This window comes from Burkholderia sp. 3C (assembly GCF_054589155.1).
On sequence record NZ_BAAILN010000136.1, the window covers coordinates 136,028 to 161,612 of the forward strand.

The following is a 25,585-nucleotide window of genomic DNA, read 5'->3' on the forward strand; positions in this document are numbered from 1 at the left end:
TAGATCACCGGGGTGCCCGGCATCGACAGCAGCAGCGAATTGATCAGCTCGATGCGACGCCGGTCGCGCTCCATCAGCGGTGCGAGACGGCGGCGGATGCCGAGGTTCAGGCGCGCGCGGCGCTCGCTCGCGTAGGTGTTCCAGAGCATGTCGCGCTCATCCTCGGTCACCATCTCCAGCGTCAGTTCGTCGTGATTGCGCAGGAAGATCGCCCATTGGCTGCTCGGCGCGAGTTCGGGCGTCTGCCGCATGATGTCGATGATCGGGAAGCGATCCTCGCTCGCGATCGACATGTAGATGCGCGGCATCAGCGGGAAGTGGAACGCCATGTGGCATTCGTCTTCGTGGCCGAAGTACTCCTGAACGTCCTCGGGCCATTGGTTGGCCTCCGCCAGCAGCATCCGGTTCGGATACTCGGCGTCGATCGCGGCGCGGATCTTCTTCAGGACTGCGTGCGTTTCGGGCAGGTTCTCGTTGCTGGTGCCTTCGCGCGCGACCAGGTACGGCACCGCGTCGAGCCGCAGCCCGTCGATGCCGAGGTCGAGCCAGAAGCGCATCACCTGCAGCACCTCGCGCACCACCGCCGGGTTGTCGAAGTTCAGGTCGGGCTGGTGCGAATAGAAGCGGTGCCAGTAGTACTGGCCCGCCACCGGGTCGTGCGTCCAGTTCGACGGTTCGGTGTCGACGAAGATGATGCGCGTGCCGGCGAATTTCGTATCCGTGTCCGACCACATGTAGTAATCGCGATGCACCGAGCCGGGCTTCGCCTGGCGCGCACGCTGGAACCACGGGTGCTGATCCGAGGTGTGATTGATCACCAGTTCGGTGATCACGCGGATGCCGCGCGCATGCGCCTCGCGGATGAAGCGGCGCACGTCGGCCAGCGTGCCGTAGTCGGGGTGGACGTTGCGGTAATCGGCGATGTCGTAGCCGTCGTCGCGGCGCGGCGACGGGTAGAACGGCAGCAGCCACAGCGCGTCCACGCCGAGCGCGGCGATGTAGTCGAGCTTCGAGATCAGGCCCGGGAAATCGCCGATGCCGTCGTCGTTCGAATCGAAGAACGACTTCACGTGTACCTGGTAGATGATCGCGTCCTTGTACCAGAGCGGATCGCCGGTCAGCGCGCCGCGATCGGAAAAGCGCGCGGCGCTGCGGCGCGGGGTGCGACGCGGCGCGCCGGCCGTGGTCTGGAACGGGGCGCGTTGCAGCGGGTCGAGCTTGTCTTCGCGGATCATCGGCGGACTCCCTCGCCGGCATGACCCGGCGTTGCGCCGCGCGTGCGCGGGGCGTCCGGCGCGATGCGCCAGATCGCGAACGGCAGCGCGTGCGGATCGAGGTTCACGTACTGGCGGGTGCCGTGCCAGTGGCCGGTATGGCCGCTGGCCAGATCGACGCTGCGCAGCGCCGCACCTTCGGCCACGCCCCACGTTTCGTAAAGCGAACGGTCGAGCATGAAATCGGTGGCCTGCGGCGCCCACGGGTCGAGGCTGACGGCGGCCACGATCACGTTGTCGCCGGTTGGCGTGGCCTTGCGGAACACCAGCACCGAATCGTTGGGCGACTCGAGGAAGCGGATTCCGAGGTGGGTCTGCAGCGCCGGGTTGCTGCGCCGCACGCGGTTCAGCAGCGCGATTTCCGCGCTCAGGTGGCCCGGCTGCTTCCAGTCGCGCGCGCGCAGTTCGTACTTTTCCGAGTCGCGGTATTCCTCGCCGTCGTCGGCCAGCGGCGCCGATTCGCCGATCTCGAAGCCGCTGTACATGCCCCACACGCCCGACAGCAGCGCGGCCAGCGCCGCGCGGATCACGAATTGCGCGCGCGGCGCGTGGTGCAGATAGTGCGGGTTGATGTCGGGCGTATTGACGAAGAAGTTCGGGCGGAAGAAGTCGCGCGCGGGGCCGTCGGCCAGTTCGGTCAGGTATTCGCGCAGCTCGTGCTTGGTCTCGCGCCACGTGAAATACGTGTAGGACTGCGAGAAACCGAGCTTGGCGAGCCGGTACATCATCGCCGGGCGCGTGAACGCTTCGGACAGGAACACCACGTCGGGATGGCGCGTGCGCACTTCCTCGATCATCCAGGCCCAGAACGGCAGCGGCTTGGTGTGCGGGTTGTCGACGCGGAACAGCTTCACGCCCGCGTCCACCCAATGCAGGATCACGTCGCGCAGCGCCGTCCACAGCTCGGGGATCGCGTCCGGCGCGTAGAAATCGGGGTTGACGATGTCCTGATAGCGCTTCGGCGGGTTCTCCGCGAAACGCAGCGAGCCGTCGGGCCGCCAGGCGAACCAGCCCGGATGGCGCGCGAGCCACGGGTGGTCGGGGGAGCACTGCACCGCGAAATCGAGCGCGATCTCGATGCCGTGCTCATGCGCGGCTGCCACCAGCGTGCGGAACGCGCCGAGCGTGCCGAGGCTCGGATGCAGCTCGTCGTGGCCACCGATCGGCGAGCCGATCGCGTAGGGGCTGCCCACGTCCTCGGGGCCGGCGCGCAGGCTGTTGTTGCGGCCCTTGCGCGCGGTCAGGCCGATCGGATGGATCGGCGGGAAATACAGCACGTCGAAGCCCATCTCGCGGATGCGCGGCAGATGGCGTGCCACGTCCTCGAACGTGCCGTGGCGGTTGACGTCGTCCGAGGCCGAGCGCGGGAACATCTCGTACCAGCTGCCGAAGCGCGCCGCGCGCCGTTCGGCCTCGATCGGATAGACGGTCGGGTCTTGCGTCAGCGCGGTGCGGCGGCCGAGCGCCGCGTAGATCGCCGCCGACGGCTCGGCCAGCACCAGCGCGAGCTGGCCGGCGGCGTCGGCCGCGTCGAATTCCTTGGCGAGACGGCGGGCGTCGGCCAGGGCCGCGTCGCTGGCGCTGGCGGGGGCCTCGCCGTCGCGCTTGGCGTTCTTGCCGCGCTTGCGGCCCGTATCGACTCCATCGAGCCCATCGAGCGCGCCGGCCAGCAACGCGCGCACTTCCTGCAGTTCGAGCGTGATGTCCTGCCCGGCCGCGTGCTTCTTGCCGATGTCCACCACCAGCGAGCCCCAGTCGTCGCGCCAGGCGAGAACCCGGAACAGATGGCGGCCGAGCCGGTCGAGCGGAATCCAGGCGCGCCAGCGGTCGTTGCCGAGCGGGGCGAGCGGGGCCTCGCGCCAGGCGGCTTCGTCGGCCGCGCGCCAGGCCACGGCCGCGCCGAGCTTCGCGTGGCCGTCCGCGATCAGCGTCGCGCGCACTTCCACCTGTTCGCCCACCACGCGCTTGGCCGCGAAGCGGCCGCCATCGACGCTCGGTTCGACGCGCTCGATCGCGATGCGGTCGGCGGCGAGCGCGGCGGACAGGGCGGCGTTGGCGGACGAGCGGGCGCGGCGGCGGTTGGCTTCGCCGGCGGTGGTTGTGTTGGCGGTGGTGTCGGCTTCTTCCCCGGCGTCGCTTGCTGCGTTCGCCGTCTTGCCGTCCGCCTTGGCGTCCTTGCCCGGCTTGACCGGTTTCGCGCGCGCCGCGCGCAGTAGCGTGACGTCGCCCGGCATCAGCGCGAGCGCGCCCAGCGGCGCGGTCTTGGCGCGGCGGCCCGCCGACAGCGGCGCGAAGCGCGTGAACGCGCCCGGCACGCCGGCCAGACAGGCCGGATCGACCGAGGCGGTGACGTCGAGTTCGGGGTTCAGCGCGATCAGCAGCGCGTCGTCGGCGCGCTCCAGCGACGGCGCGTCGCCGCGCAGCAGCACCGTGGCCGACGCGTCCGCGCCGCTCAGTGCCGCCAGCTCGCCGCGCGACGCGAACACCGGCGAGGCGCTGCGGCGGCGGTTCGCTTCGGCGAGCGCCTCCGACAAATCGAACGGCGCGTGCTCGAACGCCTCGCGAAACGCCGCCGGCTGCGGGTGGGCCGTCATCAACGGCGTGGCGACGCCGCGCTCGAAGCCCATCGGCACCAGCCAGCCCGTACCCAGCGCGGCGGCCGTTTCCAGCGCTCGCCGGTAGCCGCGCTCGACGGCGTCGGGCGGCAGGCCGCGCAGGTCGTGCGCGAGGCGCGGGCCGTCGAACGCGTCGGGAAATGCGATCGGCGAGCCGACCCGGCGCAGCAGCGCGTGTTCGTCCACCAGCCAGGGCGCGCGCAGGTCCCACCAGCGCAGCGACGAGAACACGCCGTCGAAGCCCGCGCCCTCGAACGCGCCGAGCGCCTCGCGCGCATGGCCGGGGATGCCGGCCAGCCAGCGTACGTCGTGCAGTTCGCCGTGGCGCGAGCCGAGCCAGGTGCGCCACCAGGCGGCCGGCAGGCGTTGCGGCGCGTCGATCAGGAAGCCGGCCACGCCGGCCGCCGACAGCGTCGCGAAGCGGCCGTGCCACCAGCCGGCCAGCGCGTCGGCCACATCCGGCTGCGTCACGTCGGCGTAGGCGACCGTCTGCTCGAAGGCCGCCGTGCGCGGATCGATGCGGGCGTCGTCGTGGTGCCGCTCGACGTACCACGTGGGTGCGGTCTTGCGCAGCGGATGCTCCACCGCGACGCGGTCCACCGTCACGTCGAGCATCAGTTTCAGATCGAATTCGCGGGCCTGTTCGGCCAGCCGGGCCAGCGCGCCGGCCGTGTCGAGGTCCGTGGCGAGCGAGTCGGCCGGGCGGTCGTGATCGGCCACCACGCGCGGGTGGCCGGCGCTGCCTGCCGCGCTGAAGGCGCCGATCAGCACGTGATCGAAACCGAGCGAGGCGATGCGCTCGAACCAGGCGGGCCAGGCGTCGAGCGGGCCGAGCAGCCGCGCGTCGAGGAAGTACAGATGCGGGGAAAACGGGGATGCGGGAACAGAAGCCATTGGACCGTCCGGTGCGCGTGGACAGCGGCGGTTGCCGCTTGCGCGTTGGAGAGCGCAACGGACGTGCCCGCTGCCGGAGGCCCGTGGGCTGGGGCTGTGGCTGGCCGGGATCGCCCGCACCGTGCAGGAAATGCCCGTTATGGGGCGCGTTCGGCCGATGTCTGTAGTTTTTACAGAGATGCGAGGGAGAGCGGAAGCGGGGTGCTGGGCGTGCGCCGAATTGCCTGGTTACAGGTCTTACGGACAACCAATCTACTGGTTACATAAACCTTTCGATGTTTTGGCTAGACTTCGTGCCATTCCCTGTTCACGCAAGACTTCAACTGACAAAAGGTGTCCATGATGGCGAACACACTGATCAAACTCGTCGCGGTTGCGGCCCTCGGCGTTGCCGCTTCGATGCCGGCCTTTGCGCGCGGCGACCTGAACAATGCGCTCGGTGGCGCGCTGGGCGGCGTGGCGGGCGCGGCGTTGGGCGGGGCGGTGGGCGGCAGCACCGGCTCCGTGATCGGTGGCGCGGTGGGCGGCGGCGCGGGCGGGGCGATCACGTCGAGCCGCCGCGAGCGTACTGGTGCGATTCTCGGCGGCGCGTTGGGCGGTGGGGCGGGCACGGCGGCCGGCAATGCGATGGGTGGCCGGTCGGGGGGCTTGGTGGGTGCTGCGCTGGGTGGCGGCGCGGGGGCGGCGCTCGGCGGGAACGTGTCGCGGTCGAATTCGTATGAGGACGATTACCGGCGCGGCGGGCGTGGGCACCATGGGCGGCATCGCGGGCATCGCAATTGGGATTGAGAGCGAGCGCGGATTCGCGCTCTTGTGATGGGTGAGGCCCGGGGGTGGCGCGATGCTTTGACCCCGGGCTTTTTTCAAGACGTCTCCCTCGCCACCAGAAACCGCGCCTTGTTCCCACTCCACCTGGATGCATTTGCCCGATAAACGCCCAGCAACTTCGCGCGCAGGTTGTCGGGCTGGCTGAACGAGGCGAGATTCAGCTTGCCGATATCGCCTTCGGACGCCACGTCGATGCCGCATTCCAACTGAAACGGCACCTCGTACGGAAACAGCACCTCTTCCTCCGACGTATAGGCGCCGCCGATCCGCCCCTGGGTTCGCGCGGGATCGATCCGCATGATCCACACGAGCGAGACACCGGCAATCGACGCGAGCCCGTCGCCGCTGCTCGTCGAGAAGAATTGGTTGGTTCGCCAATCCTTGTCGAACCGATAGCATTGACCGGCCGGCGGCGGGACATCCGGAAACGCGATGCCCTGCGTTTTCAGGTACTGCACCATGCCCACCGAGTCGCCGCGGATCACCCATGAACCGGTCGGCCGCGGCCTCGCCTGGAGCGCGCCTTTGGTGTCTTCCAGCAAATCGACCAGATCGGACAAGCGGGTCGCCGCTTGCTGCCGGTAGTCCTGCATGATTTGACGTTCGCTGGGAACGTTCGGACCCGGCCCGAGTGCCGATATCAATTCGCGGTGATCGGCGGAGGCGTCATCCTGCATGATGGCGGTCATCATCTGTTCGTCGATTTTCATCAACTCCCAGCCTTTGGGATCTTTTTTCAGATCCATCAGCACTTTCGTGATGACGCTGTTGAACGCAACGTTATTCCCGTTGGTGAGCGCCTGATCGACCATGTATTTGTACTGAGGCTGCGCGGCCATGATCCGATAGAACTGGTTCATGATCTTGTAGCCGTGCAAGTAGTAGTAATCGAGCGGCGGCGTGGCAACGAATGGCATTGTCTGGATGCTCCTCGAAATCGCGAACGCCGTGCGGTATCGGCTCGATACCGGAAGCCGGTCAGCGCTCGACAAGGGTGGTCGATGCATCCAGAACAGCGCAGCGGCGGGTTTTATTCCGCGATTGTCGAAGGGGCCGCACGCCTCCCGGGCGAGGCGACGCGAGCGTTACTCCGGTTCGCGCGGCGTCTTGTCGACGTCGGCGTCGATGTCGGCTTGCTGTTCGGGCGTGACTTCGAATTGTTCGAGGTGTTTGGAATGCAGGGACATCACGGTGGCCATGCACCAGACGGCGTGCGGCACGGAACGCAGCGTCAGCAGCCAGTTTTCCGCCTCGCAGCGATAGAACCAGTTCCCGGCCTCACCGTCCCAGAGCGACGGGTCGGTGCGGGCCAGCAAGGCGGCCTTGCAATCCTTGGCCTTGCCGGGCACGTCGAAGACGACGCCGTAATGGGCGTAGTCGGTGAAGACGATGGTCGGGTCGTTGAAGAGCGCGTGGAGGTGGGCTTTCAGGGCGGGGAGGTCGGGGATGGGGCGGGGCATGCGGATGGGCGGTGTGGGTTTGGCGGAAGCGACTCGATCCATTTGTCGAGCGCACACGGTCATTTTGCTTGTGTCGTCCGCGGCCGTGGGGCGGCTCGATCCACTTTGTTTGTGCTGCTTCAGTCCAATGCAGATTCTCCGCCGCAATTTTAAGGGGCCCGCAGCAATTCCTTTCCGTCAGGGCAGCGAAGGCGACGAACCACCTCGGCGCGCGTCGACTGGCCGCCGAAGCCGCTTCGAATAACGGTCGTTTCGATCGAAACGACGCAGTGCCCCTATCTACTCCGTCGCCCATTTCCCGTGCTACCATCGCTTATGGATACCGATAACCAATCCCTGGCAACCCACCGCCTTTCGGCCTGGTAACCGCCCCCAGAAGAGACACTAGCGGCCCCAGCCGCCCGCCGGGATTCAACACAGGCAAGCGCAAGCCCAGCCCCCAGCGAGCCGCCCACCCCCGCAAGGTCACAACGATCGAGACAGGAGAACGCGATGCCCCACAATCCCCCCCGCCGCCTGCGCAGCCAGGAGTGGTTCGACGATCCCTCGCATGCCGACATGACCGCGCTCTACGTCGAGCGCTTCATGAACTACGGCCTCACGCGCGAGGAAATCCAGTCGGGCCGCCCGATCATCGGCATCGCGCAGACGGGCAGCGATCTCGCGCCCTGCAACCGCCATCACATCGCGCTGGCGGAGCGCACCAAGGCCGGCATCCGCGACGCGGGCGGCATTCCGATGGAATTCCCGGTGCATCCGCTGGCCGAGCAAAGCCGCCGGCCCACGGCCGCGCTCGACCGCAATCTGGCCTATCTCGGCCTGGTCGAAGTGCTGCACGGCTTCCCGCTCGACGGCGTGGTGCTGACCACCGGCTGCGACAAGACCACGCCGGCCTGCCTGATGGCGGCCGCCACGGTCGACATGCCGGCCATCGTGCTGTCGGGCGGCCCGATGCTGGACGGCTGGCACCAGGGCAAGCGGGTCGGCTCGGGCACGGTGATCTGGCACGCGCGCAACCTGCTGGCGACGGGCGAGATCGATTACGAAGGCTTCATGGAACTGACCACGGCCTCGTCGCCGTCGATCGGCCACTGCAACACGATGGGCACGGCGCTGTCGATGAACAGCCTGGCCGAAGCGCTCGGCATGTCGCTGCCGGGCTGCGCGAGCATTCCCGCGGCCTATCGCGAGCGTGGCCAGATGGCCTATACGACGGGCAAGCGGATCGTCGATCTGGTGCGCGAGGACGTGCGCCCGTCGCAGATCATGACCAAGGCGGCGTTCGAGAACGCGATCGTGATCGCGTCGGCGCTCGGCGCATCGAGCAACTGCCCGCCGCATTTGATCGCGATCGCGCGTCACATCGGCGTCGAACTGTCGCTCGACGACTGGCAGCGCCTGGGCGAAGCGGTGCCGCTGATCGTCAACTGCATGCCGGCCGGCGATTACCTGGGCGAGAGTTTCCACCGCGCGGGCGGCGTGCCGGCGGTGTTCCACGAACTGTCGAAGGCGGGCCTCGTGCATCGCGATTGCCTGACGGTGTCGGGCGGCACGATCGGCGAGATCGCGGATCGCTCGGCCACCTCCGATCGCGACGTGATTCGCAGTACGGAAGAACCGCTCAAGCACGGCGCGGGCTTCATCGTGCTGTCGGGCAACTTCTTCGACAGCGCGATCATGAAGATGTCGGTGGTGGGCGAGGCGTTCCGCCAGACCTACCTGAGCGAACCCGGCTCGGAGAACGCGTTCGAGGCGCGCGCGATCGTGTTCGACGGCCCCGAGGATTACCACGCGCGCATCAACGATCCGGCGCTTGAAATCGATCAGCACTGCATCCTGGTGATTCGCGGCGCGGGCACGGTCGGTTATCCGGGCAGCGCGGAGGTGGTCAACATGGCGCCGCCGGTGTCGCTGGTGCGCGAGGGCATCACGTCGCTGCCGACGATGGGCGACGGGCGTCAGAGCGGCACGTCGGCGAGCCCGTCGATCCTCAACATGTCGCCGGAAGCGGCGGTGGGCGGCGGGCTGTCGCTGCTGCGCACGGGCGACCGGATTCGCGTCGATCTGAATTCGCGCAAGGTGGATGTGCTGGTGGACGACGCCGAACTGGCGCGCCGCCGCGAGACGGCGGAGTTCAAGATCCCGCCCGCGCAAACGCCGTGGCAGGAGCTGTATCGCCAGACGGTCGGCCAGTTGTCGACGGGCGGCTGCCTGGAGCCGGCGACGCTGTACCTGAAGGTGATCGAGACGCGCGGCAACCCGCGCCACTCGCACTGAACTTGCCCTGACCCCGCCACGGGCGCCACGCCCGTGGTGGCGGCCGGCCTACTTGAACTGGCCGGCCAGCCGCTGCTCCGCATGCTGCATGTGCAGCCCCATCGCGAGGCTGATGCGGCGCACGTCGCGCTCGTTGAGCGCGGCGTAGATTTCCTCGTGCTCTTCCATCGATTCCGCCCACCACTGCGCGCTGAAGAAGTGCTGTTCGAGCGTCATGTAGAGCGGGGTGGTGCGGTGAATCCACAATTGATCGAGCAGCACCACGTAGGCGCTGTTGCCGGATGCCTCGGCCAAACTCAGATGGAACTGCCGGTCGTATTCGTTCAGTTGCGGATCGCCGACCTTGCTGCCGCGCAGCTTGCCGAGCCAGCCGAGCACGGTTTCGATCTGCGCATCGGACGCATGACGCACCGCCTGCACGGCGATTTCCGGCTCCAGATAGGCACGCGCGCGAATCACGTCGAACGGCGACACCGCGTGCATGCGCGGCGCGGGCGCGGTTGATCCGGCATGGGCGGCCGCTGCCGCATTCGCCACCGCATTCGCCGAAGCCGCCGCGATCGCCGCGGCTCCGCCGCGCTGCTTGACGAAGATCCCCGAGCCGCTGCGCACTTCCACCGTGCCCTCGATCTCCAGCGCGATCAGCGCCTCGCGCAGCGACGAGCGGCTCACGCCGAGCCGCGCGCTCAGATCGCGTTCGGCCGGCAGCCGTTCGCCGACGATGAATTCGCCGGCGTCGATCAGCTCGGTGATCTGCGCGGCGATCTGGCTGTAGAGCCGTTTCGTTTCGATCGGTTGGAAGGGCATGGGCGGAGTGGGCGGTGTGAGCGGCCCGCGAGCGGACCGGCGCGCGGGGCGCACAGTATAGGACAACGCCCGACGGCGGCCGCGTGCTTGCGAGGCCGCCGCCGGGCGCGGGCGGAGGGTGCGGCTGAACGCTTACAGCTTGAACGGCACGACCGTCTGCTGCTGCTCGCCGAGGCCTTCGATACCGAGCTTCATGACGTCGCCGGCGGCCAGGAAGCGCGGCGGCTTCATGCCCAGGCCGACGCCGGGCGGCGTGCCGGTGGTGATCACGTCGCCGGGCAGCAGCGTCATGAACTGGCTCAGGTGGCTGACGAGTTCGGCCGCGTCGAAGATCATCGTGCTGGTGTTGCCGTTCTGCACGCGCTCGCCGTTCACTTCGAGCCACATCGCCAGGTTCTGCACGTTCGGCACTTCATCGCGCGTCACGAGCCACGGGCCGATCGGGCCGAACGTGTCGCAACCCTTGCCCTTGTCCCACTGCGAGCCGCGTTCGAGCTGGAATTCGCGCTCGCTGACGTCGTTGATCGTGACGTAGCCGGCCACGTAGTCGAGCGCCTGATCGCGCTCGACGTAGCGCGCCGTGCGGCCGATCACGATGCCGAGTTCGACTTCCCAGTCGGTCTTTTCCGAACCGCGCGGCAGCATGACCGGATCGTTCGGCCCCTGGATGCACGAGGTGGCCTTGGTGAACACGATCGGCTCTTTCGGCACCGGCATGTTCGATTCGGCGGCGTGATCCGAGTAGTTCAGGCCGATCGCCAGGAATTTGCCGATGTTGGCGACCGGGCAGCCGTAGCGCGGCGCGCCGTCGACGACGGGCAGCGAGGCGATGTCGAGCGCGCGCAGCTTGGCGAGCGTCGCCTCGTCGAGCGTGGCGGGCGTGATGTCGGCGATCACGCCGCTCAGGTCGCGCAGCTTGCCGTCCTGATCGACGAGGGCCGGCTTTTCGCTGCCGGGCTGGCCATAACGGGCGAGTTTCATGGGTGAGGGCTCCTGATGAATCGGGTCGAGGGTTGAGCGTTGAAACGGAGACGGCGGATCAGATGGTCATGCCGCCGTCGACCGAATAGGTCTGGCCGGTGACGAACGCGGCGTCGTCGCTGGCGAGGAACGTGACGATCGGCGCGATTTCCTCGGCGCGCGCGATGCGGCCCATCGGCTGGCGCGCGACGAACGCGGCGCGCGCGGCCACCGGGTCGTCGTAGGCATTGATGCGCTGTGCGAGCGACGGCGTGTCGACGGTGCCGGGCGAGATGGCGTTGCAGCGCACGCCCTGCAGCACGTAATCGGCGGCGACGGCCTTGGTCAGGCCGATCACGGCCGCCTTCGACGCGCCGTAGACGAAGCGGTTCGGCAGCCCGCGGATGCTGCTCGCGACGCTGGCCATGTTGACGATGCTGCCGCCGCCGTTCTCGAGCATCGACGGCAGCGCGGCGCGGATCGTCCAGAACATCGAGCGCACGTTCAGATCGAAGGCGAACGCCCAGTCGTCATCGCTGGCTTCGAGGATGGTGCCGTTGTGGACGAAGCCGGCGCAGTTGAACAGCACGTCGGTGCGCGGCAGGCCGCCGAAGAACGCGTCGATCGCGGCGCGGTTCATCACGTCGAGCGGCGCGGTGTGCACGTTGGCGACGCCTTCGAACGCGCGCAGCAGTTCCGGCTTCACGTCGGTCGCCCAGACTTGCGCACCCTCGCGAGCCAGCGCGAGCACCGCCGCCTGCCCGATGCCTGCGCCCGCCGCCGTGACGACGGCTACCTTGCCTTCGAGTCTCATCGTGTCTCCTGTTCGTGTCCGGTTGCGGCCCGGCGACAAATTGGCCGGACCAGTGGGCCAGACGCCATCCTAATGGCGAATGGCTGAGGAGGCGAGGGGTGGGAGGGGCGGGTTTTCCCTTTGGTGAGTTTGAAATTGCGTAATGATTGTTGATTTTATTGGATTTTATTTTCTAGAAAAAGTGAGGAAAGGATCGAGGCGGCAGCGCGATGCAGGTCGGGGTACGGAGAAATCGGTCGGAAAATAGCTTTGGACGAGTCATTAAAATATATTTTTATGGTCGGTCCAAATGAAAAGGCGCGCCACAACGACAAACGGCCGGGAACCACGAGCCGAAGCCCGCCGTTCCCGGCCGTTTCAACGCGCCTTGACGCTCAGATATGCAGAAACGCCGTGATCGACACGCCCACCCCGGCCAGCCCCGCCAGCGCGACCACCACGAACAGCCGGCGGCTGCCCGTCAGCGAGGTGATGGCCGCCAGCGAGATCGCCGCGCTGATCAGCGCCAGCGCCTGCCCGAACAGGTGCTGCGGATGCTCCTTCGATTCCGACTGGCGGTTCGCTTCCTCGACCTGTTGTTCGAGCGCCTTGGCCTTTTCGGCGATGTCCTTCTTGCGCGCGTTGTACTTGTCGATCTGGTCTTTGAAGCGCGCCTGCTTCTCGGGGCCGGCCAGCTCGGCGGCCAGTTCCATCAGGTGGCCCTTGTTCGACTGAGCCTGATAGAGATTCCATTGATCGCTGGCCTTGCTTTGCAGCAGCACGGCATTGTTCTTGTACATCAGCGCCTGGGTTTGCAGGACGCCTTCCTCGTAGTGGAGCAGGCTGGCCAGCGCGGCGAGGATCGCCGTGAAGACCGCCACCCAGCGCGAGAGCGGATCGCCCGCATGGGCGGCGTGTTCGACGGCGTGATCGTGGGGAGCGTGTTCGTGCGACATGGTGAGTCCGGTGCTTCGTGTAAGCGATGAAAGCGCCGCGCAAGGCGCGGGCGGAATGTGGGGCCGGCCATTATGGCAGGGTCTGATGACGTGTCGTAATCGGGAGCACGCGCCGCGTCGGCGCGAATTCGACCGCAAGCATCGGCAGGTGGGATGCACGGCTTGCCGTTACACTGGCACGCATCGGAAGCATAAGCAGGGACAGGAGAAACAGGATGTCGCAAGTGTGTAAACGCATCCCGTCGCCGGTGGGCGAGCTGACGCTCGTCGCGCGTGACGGCAAGCTGATCGCGATCCTCTGGGACAACGACCGGCCCACGCGCGTGAAGGTCGGCGCGCTGCGCGACGACGACGCGCATCCGGTCCTGGTCGAAACGGCCCGCCAGCTCGACGAATATTTCGCCGGCCGGCGCACGGCGTTCGATCTCGACATCGCATTCCACGGCACCGAATTCCAGAAGCGCGTGTGGAACGCGCTGCTGACGATCCCGTTCGGCGAGACGCGCAGCTATCGGGACATCGCCGTGCAGGTCGGCAACCATCGCGCCACGCGTGCGGTGGGCGCGGCGAACGGGCGCAACCCGCTGTCGATCGTCGCGCCGTGTCATCGCGTGATCGGCACCTCGGGCGACCTGACCGGCTTCGCGGGCGGCAAGGATCGCAAGGCCGCGCTGCTCGCGCTCGAATCGAGCGCGCGTCAGCCGGTGTTGTTCTGACCTGACGGCGCGGGTCCTCTGCCTCCGGCTGCGCGGCGCGCTTGCTCGCGCTCGAATCGAGCGTACGTCACCGGTTCTGCCCTGACCTGACGGCACCAGTCCTTTGCCACCGGGCTACACTACGCGGCGCGCCAACGCCGCGGCCCGGTCATCCCTCCCGATCGAACGTCCTGCCGCGGCCCGCGCGCCAAACCATAACGAAGACGAGAGAGGGCACGCATGCAGGACAACTCACGGCCGGTGCACGTACCGGCCCGGCTCGCGACGCACCGCCTCACGGCGATCGTCGTCGCGATGCTCGCGGCGACGGCAGCGGCCGTCGTCACCCACGCCGCCGCGCCGCTTCCGGCGCCGGCTCATGCCGATTCCCGCACGCTCTGCACGCTGGTGGCCGACGCCGCCACCGGCGCCATGCTGGCCGAGCAGGGCGATGCATGTCAGGCGCGCGTGACACCCGCCTCGACGTTCAAGATCGCGTTGAGCCTGATGGGCTTCGATGCCGGTGTGCTGAAGAACGCGCACACGCCGCAGTTGCCGTTTCGCGCCGGTTATCCGGACTGGGGCGGCGCAGCCTGGCAGCAGCCGACCGATCCCGAGCGCTGGATTCGCTATTCGGTGTTCTGGTATTCGCAACGGATCACCGAGGCGCTCGGCCAGGCGCGTTTCGCGCAATACACGCGGCGGCTCGGCTTCGGCAACGCCGACGTGACGCTCGGCCCCGGCGAATTCAGCGGCATGCGCGGCGCGTGGAATGCCGGCACGCTGCGGATCTCGCCGGTCGAGCAGGTCGCCTTCCTGCGCGGCATCGTCAATCGCACGCTGCCGGTCAGCGCGCAGGCATTCGACATGACCGAGCGCATCACGCGCATCGACGCGCAGCCGGGCGGCTGGGTCGTGCACGGCAAGACCGGCACGAGTTCGCCCGGCGACGACGGCCGGTTCGACCGCGCGCACGCCTACGGCTGGTTCGTCGGCTGGGCGACGCTCGGCTCGCGCAAGGTGGTGTTCGCGCGGCTGATCCAGGACGATGCGCCGCACGATGCGCCGGCCGGGTTCCGCGCGCGCGACGGGATGCTGGCGGCGTTGCCGGCGCTGGCGTCGCAGCAACCGGCGGCAGCCGCTCAATAAGCCCCGGCGCGACACGCGCGGCTTGAGCCGCCGCGCATCGCGCCTTCACCGGCGCTTACGCGCCGCCGCCGTTCTTCGCGTACAGCACCGGCGCGGTCACATACCACTTCGGATACTGCGATTTCAGCGCGGCCACCTTCGGCAGATCGTTGACGACGATGTACGGATAGTCGGGATGGTTGACGAGGAAATCCTGGTGATAGCCCTCGGCCGGATAGAACTGCTTGCCCGTCTCGATCTTCGTGACGATCGGCGACGAGAACGTGTGCGCGCTCGTCAGTTGCGCGATGTAGGCGGTGGCGATCGACTGCTGCTGCGCGTCGGCCGGGAAGATCGCCGAGCGGTATTGCGTGCCGGTGTCGGGGCCCTGGCGGTTCAGCTCGGTCGGATCGTGCGCCACCGAGAAGAAGATCTGCAGCAGCCGGCCGTAGCTGACCTGCGCCGGGTCGTAGACGATCCGCACCGATTCCGCATGGCCGGTGTCGCCCTCGCTGACGGTTTCGTACTGCGCGGTGGAGGCCGCGCCGCCCGCATAACCGGCGGCCACCTGCTTGACGCCGGCGACGTGCTCGAACACCCCCTGCACACCCCAGAAGCAGCCGCCCGAGAACACGGCGGTTTCGGTGTGCCCGGCGGCGGGTTTCTCGTCGAGCGTCGGCGCGGGCAGCGGCTTGGCGCTGTCGGCCAGCGCGGCCGGCTGCCAGCCGAACGCGGCGGCGGCCACCGCACCCACGGCGGCAACGCTGCCGGCGACGCGGGCGATCAGTCGGAGCCGCGAGCGGGGCGCGGCGGCGGAGCGGGTCGTTTTCATGATGCGGACTCCTTGCAATGTCGAATGGCGAACGTCGTGTAGCGGATGGGTAAGCGGTGCGGCGCTCAACCGAACGTGAAGGCGAAGGCCTGCACGCCCGGGTCGAGAAATTCGATCGAGAACGTGTGGTCGGCGACCGGGCCGGTCTGGCGAATCAGTTGATACAGGCGCTGGCCCTTGACCACGCCGACGCCGTCGGCATCCACGTCGGCGCCGTGCGACGCGCCCGGCGCGGTGCCGTCGACCGTCACGCGAAAGCGCACCGGCGCGCCGTTCTTGGCCGGCCCGAGCACCAGGTGCAGGTCGCGGGCGTGGAAGCGGTAGACGATCCGGCCGCCCGGCTTGGCGAGCGTGGCCTGCTCGTTGCCGACCGTCCAGGCGCCGGCCAGGCCCCAATCGTCGAGGCCGGGCTGCGCGGGCGGCGCGTAGTCGTGCTCGCGGTCGTGCAACTGGCCGCCGGGCGACACGAAGTTGTCGGCGCGTGCGTAGCCCACGTAGGTTTCCGGCGAACGCATGTCGGCGCTGTCCGCGGCGGCCTGCGCGCCGCTGGCGGCGGCGCCTTCGAGGCCGAGCGGCACCTGCGCCGCGTCGGGGTGGCCCGCCTCGACCAGCAGTTGCTGGATCGCGCGCTCGGATTGCGCGTAGTCGCCTTCGCCGAAGTGGTGGTAGCGCACGCGGCCTTGCGCGTCGATGAAGTAATGCGCCGGCCAGTATTCGTTGTTGAATGCGCGCCAGATCGAATAGCCGTTGTCGATCGCCACCGGGTAGGTCACGCCGAGGTCGTGGCTGGCCTTCTTGACGTTGTCGATATTGCGCTCGAAGGCGAATTCCGGCGCATGCACGCCGATCACCACGAGCCCGTCGTTCTGGTACTTGCGCGCCCAGGCCTTGACGTACGGCAGCGTGCGCAGGCAGTTGATGCACGAGTAGGTCCAGAAATCGACCAGCACCACCTTGCCGCGCAGCGACGCGTTGGTCAGCGGCGGCGAGTTGAGCCACTGGGTCGCGCCGGCCAGCGACGGCGCCTCGCCCTCGACCGGCAACGCCGGCGCGGAGACGCGCAGCATCGCCGCGTCGTGGCGGGCGGCGGTCGTGGCGGCCGACATCATCGCGTTGGGGTTGGCGTCGGGGGCGGTGTGGTTCGCGGCGGCGCGCATGGCGTCGCCGGAAGCCATCATCGAGGGGCCGTTGCCTGCGCCGGCAGCGGCGCGCATGGCGTCGCCGGAAGCCATCATCGACGGGCCGTTGCCTGCGCCGGCAGCGGCACGCATGGCGTCGCCGGAAGCCATCATCGACGGGCCGTTGCCGTCACCGGCAGCCGCACGCATTGCATCACCCGAAGCCATCATCGCCGGGCCGCCCGCATCGCCGGGCGCCTGCCCCGGCGTCTTGCGCGGCGCGAGCCGATCCACCAGCGATTGTTCGAGGCCGCCGGTGGCGACCGTCGACACCTGCGTCAGCACGCCCGTATCCAGGCCGAGCGCGATCGCGCCCACGCCGCCGAGCATCGCCACGCCGAGCCCGCGGCGGATCCATTCGCCCGCGCCGAGCGAGCGCTTCATCGCCGAGAACAGCTTGCCGCCGATCAGCAGCGCGGCAGCCAGCGAGGTGGCCGCGCCGGCCGCGTAGGCGACCAGCAGCAGCGTGGTGCCGACGCTCGCGCCGCGCAACGCCGCGCCGGTCAGCACCAGGCCGAGGATCGGGCCGGCGCACGGCGCCCACAGCAGGCCGGTGGCCACGCCGAGCAGCAGCGACGCGCCGATGCTGCCGCGCCCGTCGTTGGCGGTGGAGGCCACGCCGGTCAGGCGGTTGCCGAGCGCCACCAGCGGCCGGGTCAGATGGTCGGCCAGGCGCGGGAACAGCAGCGTCAGGCCGAACACGCCGACCAGCGCGATGGCGAGCCAGCGGCCGGCCTCGTTGGCCTGGGCGATCCAGCCGCCGCCCACGGCGGCCAGCGTCGCGACGCCCGCGAACGTCACGGCCATGCCGGCCAGCAGCGGCAGCGCGTTGCGCATGAACGGCTTGTCGGCGCGGGCGAACACGAACGGCAGCACCGGCAGGATGCAGGGGCTCAGGATCGTGAGCACGCCGCCGAGATAGGCGAGGATGACGAGCAACATGATGGGATGTCCTTCGGGGAGAGGCGGCGCTCAGGCCGACGAGGGGCGGAACGTCATCGCCGTGCCGTTCATGCAGTAGCGCAGGCCGGTGGGCTTCGGGCCGTCGTCGAACACATGGCCGAGGTGGCCCGCGCAGCGGCGGCAGTGCACTTCGGTGCGGACCATGCCGAACGAGGTGTCGGTGTCGGTCACCACGGCGTGGTCGAGCGGCGACCAGAAGCTCGGCCAGCCGGTGTGGCTGTCGAACTTGGTGGCCGACGAGAACACCGGCAGCGCGCAACCGGCGCACGAGAACGTGCCGGAGCGGTGCTCGTCGTTGAGCGGATTGCTGTACGGGCGTTCGGTACCCGCCTCGCGCAGCACGGAATACTGGGCGGGCGTCAGGCGCTTGCGCCATTCGGCGTCGGAAAGCGTCAGTTCGGCCGGTGCGGCGAGCTTCGGCGGTTGTTGCGCGAACACGCCGTTGCGCGTGAGGGCGGCCACGGCGCCGGCGAATGCGGCGCCGGTCAGCAGGAAACGTCGGCGGCTGGTCATGTTGGACTCCTGTCGGACGGGGGATGACATGCCGCTCATCGTAATGACGGGACGGTCGCGAAGTCCTCACGGAAAGTTAAAGTTTTCGTGATAATTCGGCGGCGACGGCGGCCGTGGACGGAATGTTCACGAAACCGTGACGACTCGGCCGCGCCGATGCGCGAGAATCGTTCTGCCGGCGGCGCGGCGGTGGCGGCCGATGCCTTGGTTGCGTCGGTGTCATCCGCGCTGCGCCGGTTCGCCGCCTTTTCATGCTGCATCCGCCGTGCCCGCCCGGCGCGGCTTGCCCGACTTCCCTGCCCATGGACCCACAAAAACGCATCCTGATCGTCGAAGACGATGCCGACATCGCCAACGTGCTCGCGCTGCACCTGCGCGACGAGCGCTACGAGGTGGTGCACTGCGCCAACGGCGACGACGGCCTGCGCCGCCTCGAACAGGGCCATTGGGACGCGCTGGTGCTCGACCTGATGCTGCCCGGCGTCGACGGCCTCGAAATCTGCCGCCGCGCGCGCGCGATGGAGCGCTACACGCCGATCATCATCATCAGCGCGCGTTCGAGCGAGGTGCACCGCATCCTCGGCCTCGAACTCGGCGCGGACGATTACCTCGCCAAGCCGTTCTCGATGCTCGAACTGGTGGCGCGCGTGAAGGCGCTGCTGCGACGCGTCGAGGCGCTGTCGCGCGATGCGCGGCCCGACACCGGGCGGGTGGACGTGGGCGGCCTGGCGCTCGATCCGCTCACGCGCGAGGCCGCCGTGGACGGCGCCGCGATCGACCTGACCCCGCGCGAATTCGACCTGCTGTATCACTTCGCGCGCCATCCCGGCAAGGCGTTCTCGCGCACCGACCTGCTCAACGCCGTGTGGGGGTATCAGCACGAGGGCTACGAGCACACCGTCAACACCCATATCAACCGGCTGCGCGCCAAGATCGAAGCCGACCCGGCCCAGCCGGCGCGAATCCTCACCGTCTGGGGGCGCGGCTACAAGCTGGTCGCGCCGGGCGTGGCGCTCAGCGCCGACGGCAAGGACGCCTGATGCGCCGCCTGACCCTCACGCAACGGCTCGCGGTGGTGTTCTCGGTGCTGCTGCTGGCCTGCTGCGGCGCGTCCGCGTGGATCCAGATCCGCGCCAGCGACATGCACGAGAAGGAAGTCGTGCAGCGGCTCTCGCACGATCTGGCCGGGCATATCGCACTGAGCGCCTCGCTGATGGACGACAACGGGCTGCGGCCCGACGCCGTGCGCAAGCTGTTCGGGCAACTGATGGGCGTGAACCCGAGCGTCGAGGTGTATCTGCTCGACAATGCCGGCGAAATTCGCGGCGACGACGCGCCGCCGGGCCGCGTCAAGCGCGAGCGCGTCGATCTCGCGCCGGTCAAGCGCTTCCTCGACGGCCAGCCGCTGCCGATCCTCGGCGACGATCCGCGCAGCCTCGACGCGCGCAAGGTGTTCAGCGCCGCGCCGCTGCAGATGCCGGGGCATCCGCCGTCCGGCTATATCTACGTGGTGCTGCTCGGCGAGGCGCATGACGAGCTGGCGGCGCGTGTCGCGGCCAGTTCGGTGCTGCGCACCACGCTGTGGTCGATCGCGCTGGTGGCGCTGCTCGGGCTGCTGGCGGGGCTGACCGCGTTCGGGCTGATCACGCGGCCGCTGCGCCGCTTCACCGACGCGATCCGCCGCTTCGACGCCAACGGCGAGCCCGACGCGCAGCCGTCGCTGCCGCATGTGTCGGTGGCCGGCGCGCGCGACGAGATCGCCGTGCTCGAAACCGCGTTCGCGCAGATGTCCGACCGGATCGGCGAGCAATGGCGCGAGCTGAAGCAGCAGGACCAGCAGCGCCGCGAGTTGATCGCGAACCTGTCGCACGACCTGCGCACGCCGTTGACCTCGCTGCACGGCTATCTGGAAGCGCTGGCCATGAAGGGCGCGACGCTCGACGCGGCCGATCGCGAGCGTTACCTCGCGATCGCGCTGGCGCAGAGCGGCAAGGTGGGGCGCCTGGCGCGCGCGTTGTTCGAATTGGCGCGGCTCGAATCGGGGCTCGTGCAGCCGGCGCTGGAGGACGGCTCGCTGGCCGATCTGGTGCAGGACGTGTTCGCCAAGTTCGAGCTGGGCGCGAAGGCGCGCGACGTGACGCTCGACGCACGGATCGAGCCGCGCCTGCCGAACGTGCATGCCGATTTCGGGATGATCGAGCGGGTGCTGACCAACCTGCTCGACAACGCGCTGCGACACACGCCGGAGGGTGGTCACGTGGCCGTCGAGCTGGCGGCGCACGACGGCGCGGTGGTGGTCACGGTGCGCGATACCGGCCCGGGCGTGCCGCCGGGCCTGCGCGAATCGCTGTTCCGGCGGCCGGTGGGGTCGTGGGAGGTGGCCTCGGGCGATTCGCATCGCGGCGGGCTGGGGCTGCTGCTGGTGCAGCGGATGCTGCAACTGCACGGCAGCGAGGCGCGGCTGGTGGACGAGCCGCGCGGCGGGGCTGTGTTCGAGTTCGCGTTGCGGGCGGCGGGGCGGTGAGGGGGCGTTAGAGCAGAGACTTGAACGCGGCGGGAATCATCGGCGCCACGTGTTGCAGGTGTTGAGCCTGGCGTGTGACGAAGCCGGCGATTTCCCGCACGAGCATGCGCTCTTCGCCGATATACATATCGGAGCCGGCCAGTTCCGCGGCGGCGTTCATCGCGCTGTCGGCCATGCGCCGCAGGTCGCGCGACAGATAGCTCGCGGGGATGCCGGTGCGCTGCGCGAAATCGGCGAGTGCAAACGCCGTCACGTCATCGATGCGAAATGCGTCGCCGTAACCCATGGCCATGTCCTGCTCGACGCCGGCGCCATAGACATTCACCGATACGAGGTCGTAGAACGGCGCGGGCGCCAGCCCCGAGCGGCGCATGAAGAACGACAGATTCTTGCCATGCGCGTCGCTGTTGCCGATCAGCAGATGGAACATCGCCCACCGGACGAGCAGGGCACGCGCGTGCGCCGGATCTTCGCATTGCCGCGCCAACGGGAACAACGTTGCAAAGCTCACGCCTTCGCGGATATTGGCGACACTCTCGTTGTTGCCGAAATTGCGCTCGTATTTATAGGACACGGGGGCGTCGAGTGCCTGGCACGCATCGATCACATGCAAACGGCGTACGGTATGCACGAGGCCCGTGGTCGGATCGCGCGTCACGCTGCGATCGAAGCGCTCGACGAGCAGCAGCGGCTCCGGAATCCGCCACAGCGAGACGGGCGCCACGGGCAGGCCCATCCGCGCGGCGAGCGTCATGCAGAAATGCTCGTTCGCCACCATGTGCGGCGTCGACATATTGCGTGATTCCGGCTTGAGGAGATGGGTGGAACTCAGTGCGCCATCGGCGAGCGCAATGTGTTCGCCCTCGATCAGCACTTGCAGCTTGTCCTGATAGCCCGCGACCGAGAGTCGGACCTTGCGGTCCCAAACCGGGAACGGGATCGTGTCGCGATCGCGGATGCGCTCGCTCAGTTCGGCATGAGGGATCGCGCGCCGCACGGCTTCCCGACTCTGTACCGGTGCGGCGCCATCATCGGCAACGGGCAGGAAACCGAGGCCACCGACTGGCTCTCTGCCCAACACATGCACCAGCCCGAATACGTTGTCTTTCGAAATCTGATTGACGACCGAGGCGACATCGAGCGCACGCCCTTCCGGCAGAAGATTAGACAGGAAGCGTTGCATGACGCCCGATGCCGGAGCGTGGGGGCCGAGCGGAATGTGTGGGGAAAGCGGGAATGCGTCGGCGCGTGCCAGCCATGCGTCGTCGTACCGGAACAGGAAGCGCTCGTCGTGCGACTCGAACTGGAGTTGGCCGACTATGCCGGTATCCGTCGCGACGACGAGCTGGCGACTCATGCGTGCCCGCCTTCCGCTGACGAGCCGGGGATGTCGTGCTGCAGAGCGTGGAAGACTTTCGGCGTTTCCGATTTCGGAATGGCGAACAGATTCAGGCCGAGGCCGTCGAGTACGCGGAACATTCGGTCGGAACCGACCGGAATGCCGTTTTCCATTCGCGACAGCATTGCCGTGGAGACACCCAGCAAGGCGGCAGCATCGTCGATGCGCATCGATTGCTCACGGCGTCGATTGCGCACGACGTTGCCGAGCGCGACCAGATCGGCCGCGAGCGGGCTGGTGACGACGGGTTTGGGAAGATGGCGGGCCATAATTAACCATATATGAAAACAAAGAGATCTCGGTTGCTTGAGATCAAAATATTTCTCGAATATGGAAATTATAGATCGAATCTTAAGTTGGCTCTCTAAGTTTCCATATTTGAGAAATATGGATGCGTTTTCCCCGCAATTCCCGCGTCGTTTGCCGCCTCACCCCCGCAACCCCGCCAGCCCCGCCTTCTGCCGCCCCTGTTCATCGAAATTCTCCGGCGCGAGCCACGCCGCGAACGCCTGTTTCAAGCGCGGCCATTCCGTATCGACGATCGAGTACCACGCCGTATCGCGCGCACGTCCCTTGTAGACCACCGCCTGCCGGAAAATCCCCTCGAATTCGAAGCCGAGCCGCTCGGCCGCGCGCCGCGACGGCGCGTTCAGGCTGTCGCACTTCCATTCGTAGCGGCGGTAGTTGAGCTGGTCGAACACGTAGGCCATCAGCAGGTACTGCGCCTCGGTGGACAGCGGCGTTTGCTTGAGCTTCGGCGAGAACGTCACGCTGCCCACCTCGATCGCGCCGTGCACCGGGTCCTGGCGCATCAGCGCCAGCGTGCCGACCGCGCGGCCGCTGGCGCGGTCGATCACGGCGTAATGGCGCGGGTCGGTGCTGCGCTCGGCGGTTTCCGCGTAGCGGCGGAATGCCTCGGCCGAGGCGAACGGGCCGACGAACAGGTAGGTCCAGTCGCGGCCGTCGTCGGCGGACAGGTAGGCGGCGGCGAGATCGTCGGCGTGGCGCGCCGCGTCGAGCGGCTCCAGGCGGCAGTAGCGGCCTTCGAGCGTGACGGCGGCGGGCAGTGGGCGGGGCGTCCAGCCTTCGACGGCAGCGCCGATCGGTTGGCCGTATTCGTTGGTGCGGGCGGACATCGTTTCTCCGGGCAGTGAGTGGCAGAATCCGCTCACTGTAGAGAGGCCCTGGCTCTTTGAAAAGGTCCAGCGGCACCGGAAACGATGGTGCCACGCACGTGTGCACGCACGCCGTGCAGCACAGCGCACGGCACCGCACCGCACCGCCGGCGACGTTCAGGCCGGCTTGGCGCTTTCCTCGAGGATCTGGCGGATCGCGCCTTCGAACGCCTCGACCGGCTGGCCGCCCGTCACCAGATAGCGTTCGTTGAAGATGATCGACGGCACCGACGTGATGCCGATCGATTGCGATTCGCGCTCGGCCGCACGCACCTCGTCGGCGTAGTCGCCGCCGGCCAGCACGGAGCGGGCGCGCTCGGCGTCCAGCCCGGCCGATTGCGCGGCGGCCACCAGCACGTCGGGATCGTTGGTGGCCCGGCCTTCGCCGTGATACGCGCGCAGCAGCGCGAGCTTCAGCTCCAGTTGGCGGCCTTCGAGCCCGGCCCAGTGCAGCAGGCGATGTGCGTCGAACGTGTTGTAGACATATTCGCGCTTGCCGAACGTGAAGCCCACCGCCGCACCGCGCTCGCGCAGCATCTCCTGCGATTCGGCGATCTGCTCGGGCGTGCGACCGTATTTCTTGCCGAGATAGCCGACGATCGATTCGCCTTCCGGCTTCATGTCCGGGTTCAGTTCGAACGGATGCATGCCGATCTGCACTTTGGCGTCGTCGCCGATGCGCTCCAGCGCGAGCAGCAGCGACGACAGGCCGACCGCGCACCACGGGCAGGCGACGTCGGAGACGAAATCGATGGTCAGGGCTTGTTGGGACATGGCGGAAATCCTGCGGTCAATGCGTGAGGCCCGACAGGTTAGCGCGAATCGTCCGGCGTTGCCGGACGCGGCAGGGGTGGGTGCGTGGGTGGATGGCCCACGGCCGCTCACTATCTGGGCCGCGCGCGTGCCGTTTTGCGTTTCCGGGCCGGAGCGTGTATCAGAGCGGAACGGCCGCGCCGCCGCGCGGCGTTTTCCTTTTTCCGATTTCCGATCCGAGATTTCACCCCATCCGATGACCGATCCGAACGCCCTCAATGCCTCGAACGACCCGATCCGATCCGCCGGCGCGCCGGCCGCGACGCTGCTGGTGGACAGCCGCCACGTGCTCGGCGAATGCGCCACCTGGTGCGGGCTGACGCACGCGTTCTACTGGACCGATATCGAAGGCGCGCGCCTGTGGCGTCACCGCCCCGGCGCGGCGCAGGACACCGAAAGCTGGGCGATGCCCGAGCGGCTCGGCTGCTTCGCGCTGAGCGACGACCCCGATGTGCTGGTGGTGGGGCTGGCCACGCATCTGGCGCTGTTCGACCTGCGCAGCGGCCGTTTCGAGCGGCTGGCCGAGGTCGAGCCGGGCGAGCGCTCGCGCATCAACGACGGCCGCTGCGATCGCGCCGGCAACCTCGTGTTCGGCATGAAGGACGAGCACGAGCCGCTGGAGGCGTCCACCGGCTTCTATCGCCTGAACGCCGACCGCTCGCTCGAACGGCTCGCGCTGCCGCCGGCGGCGATCGCCAACAGCATCGCATTCTCGCCGGACGGCACGCGCATGTATTTCTGCGACACGCCCACGCGCCAGATCATGGTGTGCGACTACCGCGCCGACGGCCCGGTGGCGAACGTGCGGCCGTTCGTGGCGCTGACCGATCCGACCGGCGGCCCGGACGGCTCCACCGTCGACGCGGCCGGCGGCCTGTGGAACGCGCAATGGGGCGGCGCGCGCGTGGTGCGCTACGACGAGAACGGCGTGGAGACGGATCGCATCGTGGTGCCGACGGCGCAGCCGAGTTGCCCGTCGCTGGGGCCGGCGCCCGAGCGGGCGAGCGAGGGGCCTGACGAGGGGGAGGGCTGGAACACCTTGTACGTGACGAGCGCGCGTGAAGGGCTCGATGCGGCGGCGCTGCGCGACGATCCGCACGCGGGCGGGGTGTTTGTGGCGGCGACGGGTTATCGCGGCTTGCCGGAGGCGCGGTTTCCGCTGGGCGGCAAGCGCTGAACGCGGTGGGGGCGGGTGGTCGCGACGCCTGGTTGGTCAACTCGGCCTAGTGCGGTGTCGGTTGAGCGGCCTCTGCTGAACGCGTCAGGCGCCCGGCGGCGCGGCCAGATCGTCGCGTGTATCGACATCGCGCAACACGCCGGGATCGTCTACTTCGACCCGCGCCACCTCGTGCGCGACGAGCAGCGCGCGTGCCCCGGCATCGCCGTCGAGCGCGGCCAGCGCGTCGCGATGCACGGCCGCGAAGCCGACCGGATGGCCACGCTGGCCGTCGAACCACGGCGCGGCAATGGTGGCGCGGCCGCTGGCCAGCTCGCTGGCCAC

Annotated in this window: 23 protein-coding genes; 7 read left to right on the forward strand and 16 right to left on the reverse strand. The window is 68.4% G+C overall.

The genetic code is table 11. From position 1 onward, the window contains the following. Window positions 1-1,235 (reverse strand): alpha-amylase family protein (locus tag ACYP33_RS28625; protein ID WP_459624764.1); only part of this gene is annotated, 1,235 nt, incomplete at its 3' end. Then, the gene (locus ACYP33_RS28630) at window positions 1,232-4,783 is read right to left on the reverse strand and encodes a maltotransferase domain-containing protein (RefSeq protein WP_459624765.1); all 3,552 of its coding nucleotides are present in this window, start codon (window positions 4,781-4,783) and stop codon (window positions 1,232-1,234) included. The genes ACYP33_RS28630 and ACYP33_RS28625, both read right to left, overlap by 4 nt. A gap of 342 nt (window positions 4,784-5,125) precedes the next feature. On the opposite strand from ACYP33_RS28630, the gene ACYP33_RS28635 reads away from it, so the two are divergent. Continuing rightward, complete coding sequence (locus tag ACYP33_RS28635) at window positions 5,126-5,572, forward strand: hypothetical protein (RefSeq protein ID WP_459624819.1); 447 nt, start codon at window positions 5,126-5,128, stop codon at window positions 5,570-5,572. Between the two features lie 74 nt (window positions 5,573-5,646). Here ACYP33_RS28635 and ACYP33_RS28640 read toward each other — a convergent pair whose 3' ends face one another. Next, on the reverse strand, window positions 5,647-6,528 hold the full coding sequence (locus tag ACYP33_RS28640) for a hypothetical protein (protein WP_459624766.1): 882 nt from the start codon (window positions 6,526-6,528) through the stop codon (window positions 5,647-5,649). A gap of 168 nt (window positions 6,529-6,696) precedes the next feature. Then, window positions 6,697-7,071 (reverse strand): hypothetical protein, encoded by a 375-nt coding sequence (locus ACYP33_RS28645; protein ID WP_459624767.1) that lies wholly within the window; start codon window positions 7,069-7,071, stop codon window positions 6,697-6,699. Window positions 7,072-7,563: 492 nt separating this feature from the next. Here ACYP33_RS28645 and ACYP33_RS28650 point away from each other — a divergent pair, with 492 nt between their 5' ends. After that, window positions 7,564-9,348 carry an IlvD/Edd family dehydratase gene (locus ACYP33_RS28650; RefSeq protein WP_414448097.1) on the forward strand — a complete coding sequence of 595 codons (1,785 nt, stop codon included), beginning with the start codon at window positions 7,564-7,566 and terminating at the stop codon, window positions 9,346-9,348. A gap of 48 nt (window positions 9,349-9,396) precedes the next feature. Here the strand turns inward: ACYP33_RS28650 and ACYP33_RS28655 are convergent, their stop codons facing one another. The 4 genes from ACYP33_RS28655 to ACYP33_RS28670 form a co-directional block, all read right to left on the reverse strand. Next, window positions 9,397-10,155, reverse strand: coding sequence for a FadR/GntR family transcriptional regulator (locus tag ACYP33_RS28655; RefSeq protein ID WP_459624768.1), 759 nt, complete (start codon window positions 10,153-10,155; stop codon window positions 9,397-9,399). Between the two features lie 132 nt (window positions 10,156-10,287). After that, entirely contained in the window at window positions 10,288-11,136 is an 849-nt protein-coding gene (locus tag ACYP33_RS28660; protein ID WP_414448095.1) for a fumarylacetoacetate hydrolase family protein, read from the reverse strand. 58 nt (window positions 11,137-11,194) lie between these two features. Then, window positions 11,195-11,929: an SDR family oxidoreductase gene (locus ACYP33_RS28665; protein WP_414441359.1), complete on the reverse strand. Its 735-nt coding sequence runs from the start codon at window positions 11,927-11,929 to the stop codon at window positions 11,195-11,197. 374 nt (window positions 11,930-12,303) lie between these two features. Continuing rightward, a complete protein-coding gene (locus tag ACYP33_RS28670; RefSeq protein ID WP_414448094.1) occupies window positions 12,304-12,864 on the reverse strand; it encodes a DUF4337 domain-containing protein in 561 nt (186 codons plus the stop codon). A gap of 215 nt (window positions 12,865-13,079) precedes the next feature. On the opposite strand from ACYP33_RS28670, the gene ACYP33_RS28675 reads away from it, so the two are divergent. Next, window positions 13,080-13,580: a methylated-DNA--[protein]-cysteine S-methyltransferase gene (locus ACYP33_RS28675; protein WP_414441361.1), complete on the forward strand. Its 501-nt coding sequence runs from the start codon at window positions 13,080-13,082 to the stop codon at window positions 13,578-13,580. Between the two features lie 294 nt (window positions 13,581-13,874). Continuing rightward, entirely contained in the window at window positions 13,875-14,708 is an 834-nt protein-coding gene (blaOXA, locus tag ACYP33_RS28680) for a class D beta-lactamase (protein WP_459624820.1), read from the forward strand. Window positions 14,709-14,763: 55 nt separating this feature from the next. Here the strand turns inward: blaOXA and msrA are convergent, their stop codons facing one another. The 3 genes from msrA to msrB form a co-directional block, all read right to left on the reverse strand. Beyond that, the gene (msrA, locus tag ACYP33_RS28685; protein WP_414448093.1) at window positions 14,764-15,519 is read right to left on the reverse strand and encodes a peptide-methionine (S)-S-oxide reductase MsrA; all 756 of its coding nucleotides are present in this window, start codon (window positions 15,517-15,519) and stop codon (window positions 14,764-14,766) included. Window positions 15,520-15,584: 65 nt separating this feature from the next. Continuing rightward, window positions 15,585-17,639 (reverse strand): cytochrome c biogenesis protein DipZ, encoded by a 2,055-nt coding sequence (locus ACYP33_RS28690; protein WP_459624769.1) that lies wholly within the window; start codon window positions 17,637-17,639, stop codon window positions 15,585-15,587. Window positions 17,640-17,669: 30 nt separating this feature from the next. Further along, a complete protein-coding gene (msrB, locus tag ACYP33_RS28695; protein WP_414441364.1) occupies window positions 17,670-18,173 on the reverse strand; it encodes a peptide-methionine (R)-S-oxide reductase MsrB in 504 nt (167 codons plus the stop codon). 302 nt (window positions 18,174-18,475) lie between these two features. On the opposite strand from msrB, the gene ACYP33_RS28700 reads away from it, so the two are divergent. Beyond that, the gene (locus ACYP33_RS28700) at window positions 18,476-19,213 is read left to right on the forward strand and encodes a response regulator transcription factor (RefSeq protein ID WP_459624770.1); all 738 of its coding nucleotides are present in this window, start codon (window positions 18,476-18,478) and stop codon (window positions 19,211-19,213) included. Next, on the forward strand, window positions 19,213-20,697 hold the full coding sequence (locus ACYP33_RS28705) for a sensor histidine kinase (protein ID WP_414448089.1): 1,485 nt from the start codon (window positions 19,213-19,215) through the stop codon (window positions 20,695-20,697). Before ACYP33_RS28700 ends, ACYP33_RS28705 begins: the two co-directional genes overlap by 1 nt. Window positions 20,698-20,704: 7 nt before the next feature. Here ACYP33_RS28705 and ACYP33_RS28710 read toward each other — a convergent pair whose 3' ends face one another. The 4 genes from ACYP33_RS28710 to ACYP33_RS28725 form a co-directional block, all read right to left on the reverse strand. Then, on the reverse strand, window positions 20,705-22,054 hold the full coding sequence (locus ACYP33_RS28710; protein ID WP_459624771.1) for a HipA domain-containing protein: 1,350 nt from the start codon (window positions 22,052-22,054) through the stop codon (window positions 20,705-20,707). Further along, a complete protein-coding gene (locus ACYP33_RS28715) occupies window positions 22,051-22,365 on the reverse strand; it encodes a helix-turn-helix domain-containing protein (protein WP_414448087.1) in 315 nt (104 codons plus the stop codon). Before ACYP33_RS28715 ends, ACYP33_RS28710 begins: the two co-directional genes overlap by 4 nt. Before the next feature lie 159 nt (window positions 22,366-22,524). Next, window positions 22,525-23,232: a GNAT family N-acetyltransferase gene (locus ACYP33_RS28720; RefSeq protein ID WP_459624772.1), complete on the reverse strand. Its 708-nt coding sequence runs from the start codon at window positions 23,230-23,232 to the stop codon at window positions 22,525-22,527. A gap of 156 nt (window positions 23,233-23,388) precedes the next feature. Continuing rightward, on the reverse strand, window positions 23,389-24,045 hold the full coding sequence (locus tag ACYP33_RS28725) for a DsbA family oxidoreductase (protein ID WP_459624773.1): 657 nt from the start codon (window positions 24,043-24,045) through the stop codon (window positions 23,389-23,391). Between the two features lie 235 nt (window positions 24,046-24,280). Here ACYP33_RS28725 and ACYP33_RS28730 point away from each other — a divergent pair, with 235 nt between their 5' ends. Continuing rightward, on the forward strand, window positions 24,281-25,261 hold the full coding sequence (locus ACYP33_RS28730) for an SMP-30/gluconolactonase/LRE family protein (RefSeq protein WP_459624774.1): 981 nt from the start codon (window positions 24,281-24,283) through the stop codon (window positions 25,259-25,261). A gap of 84 nt (window positions 25,262-25,345) precedes the next feature. On the opposite strand, the gene ACYP33_RS28735 is transcribed toward ACYP33_RS28730, so the two are convergent. Continuing rightward, window positions 25,346-25,585, reverse strand: a 240-nt coding sequence (locus ACYP33_RS28735) for a nucleotidyltransferase family protein (RefSeq protein WP_459624775.1), incomplete at its 5' end; no start/stop codon positions are given.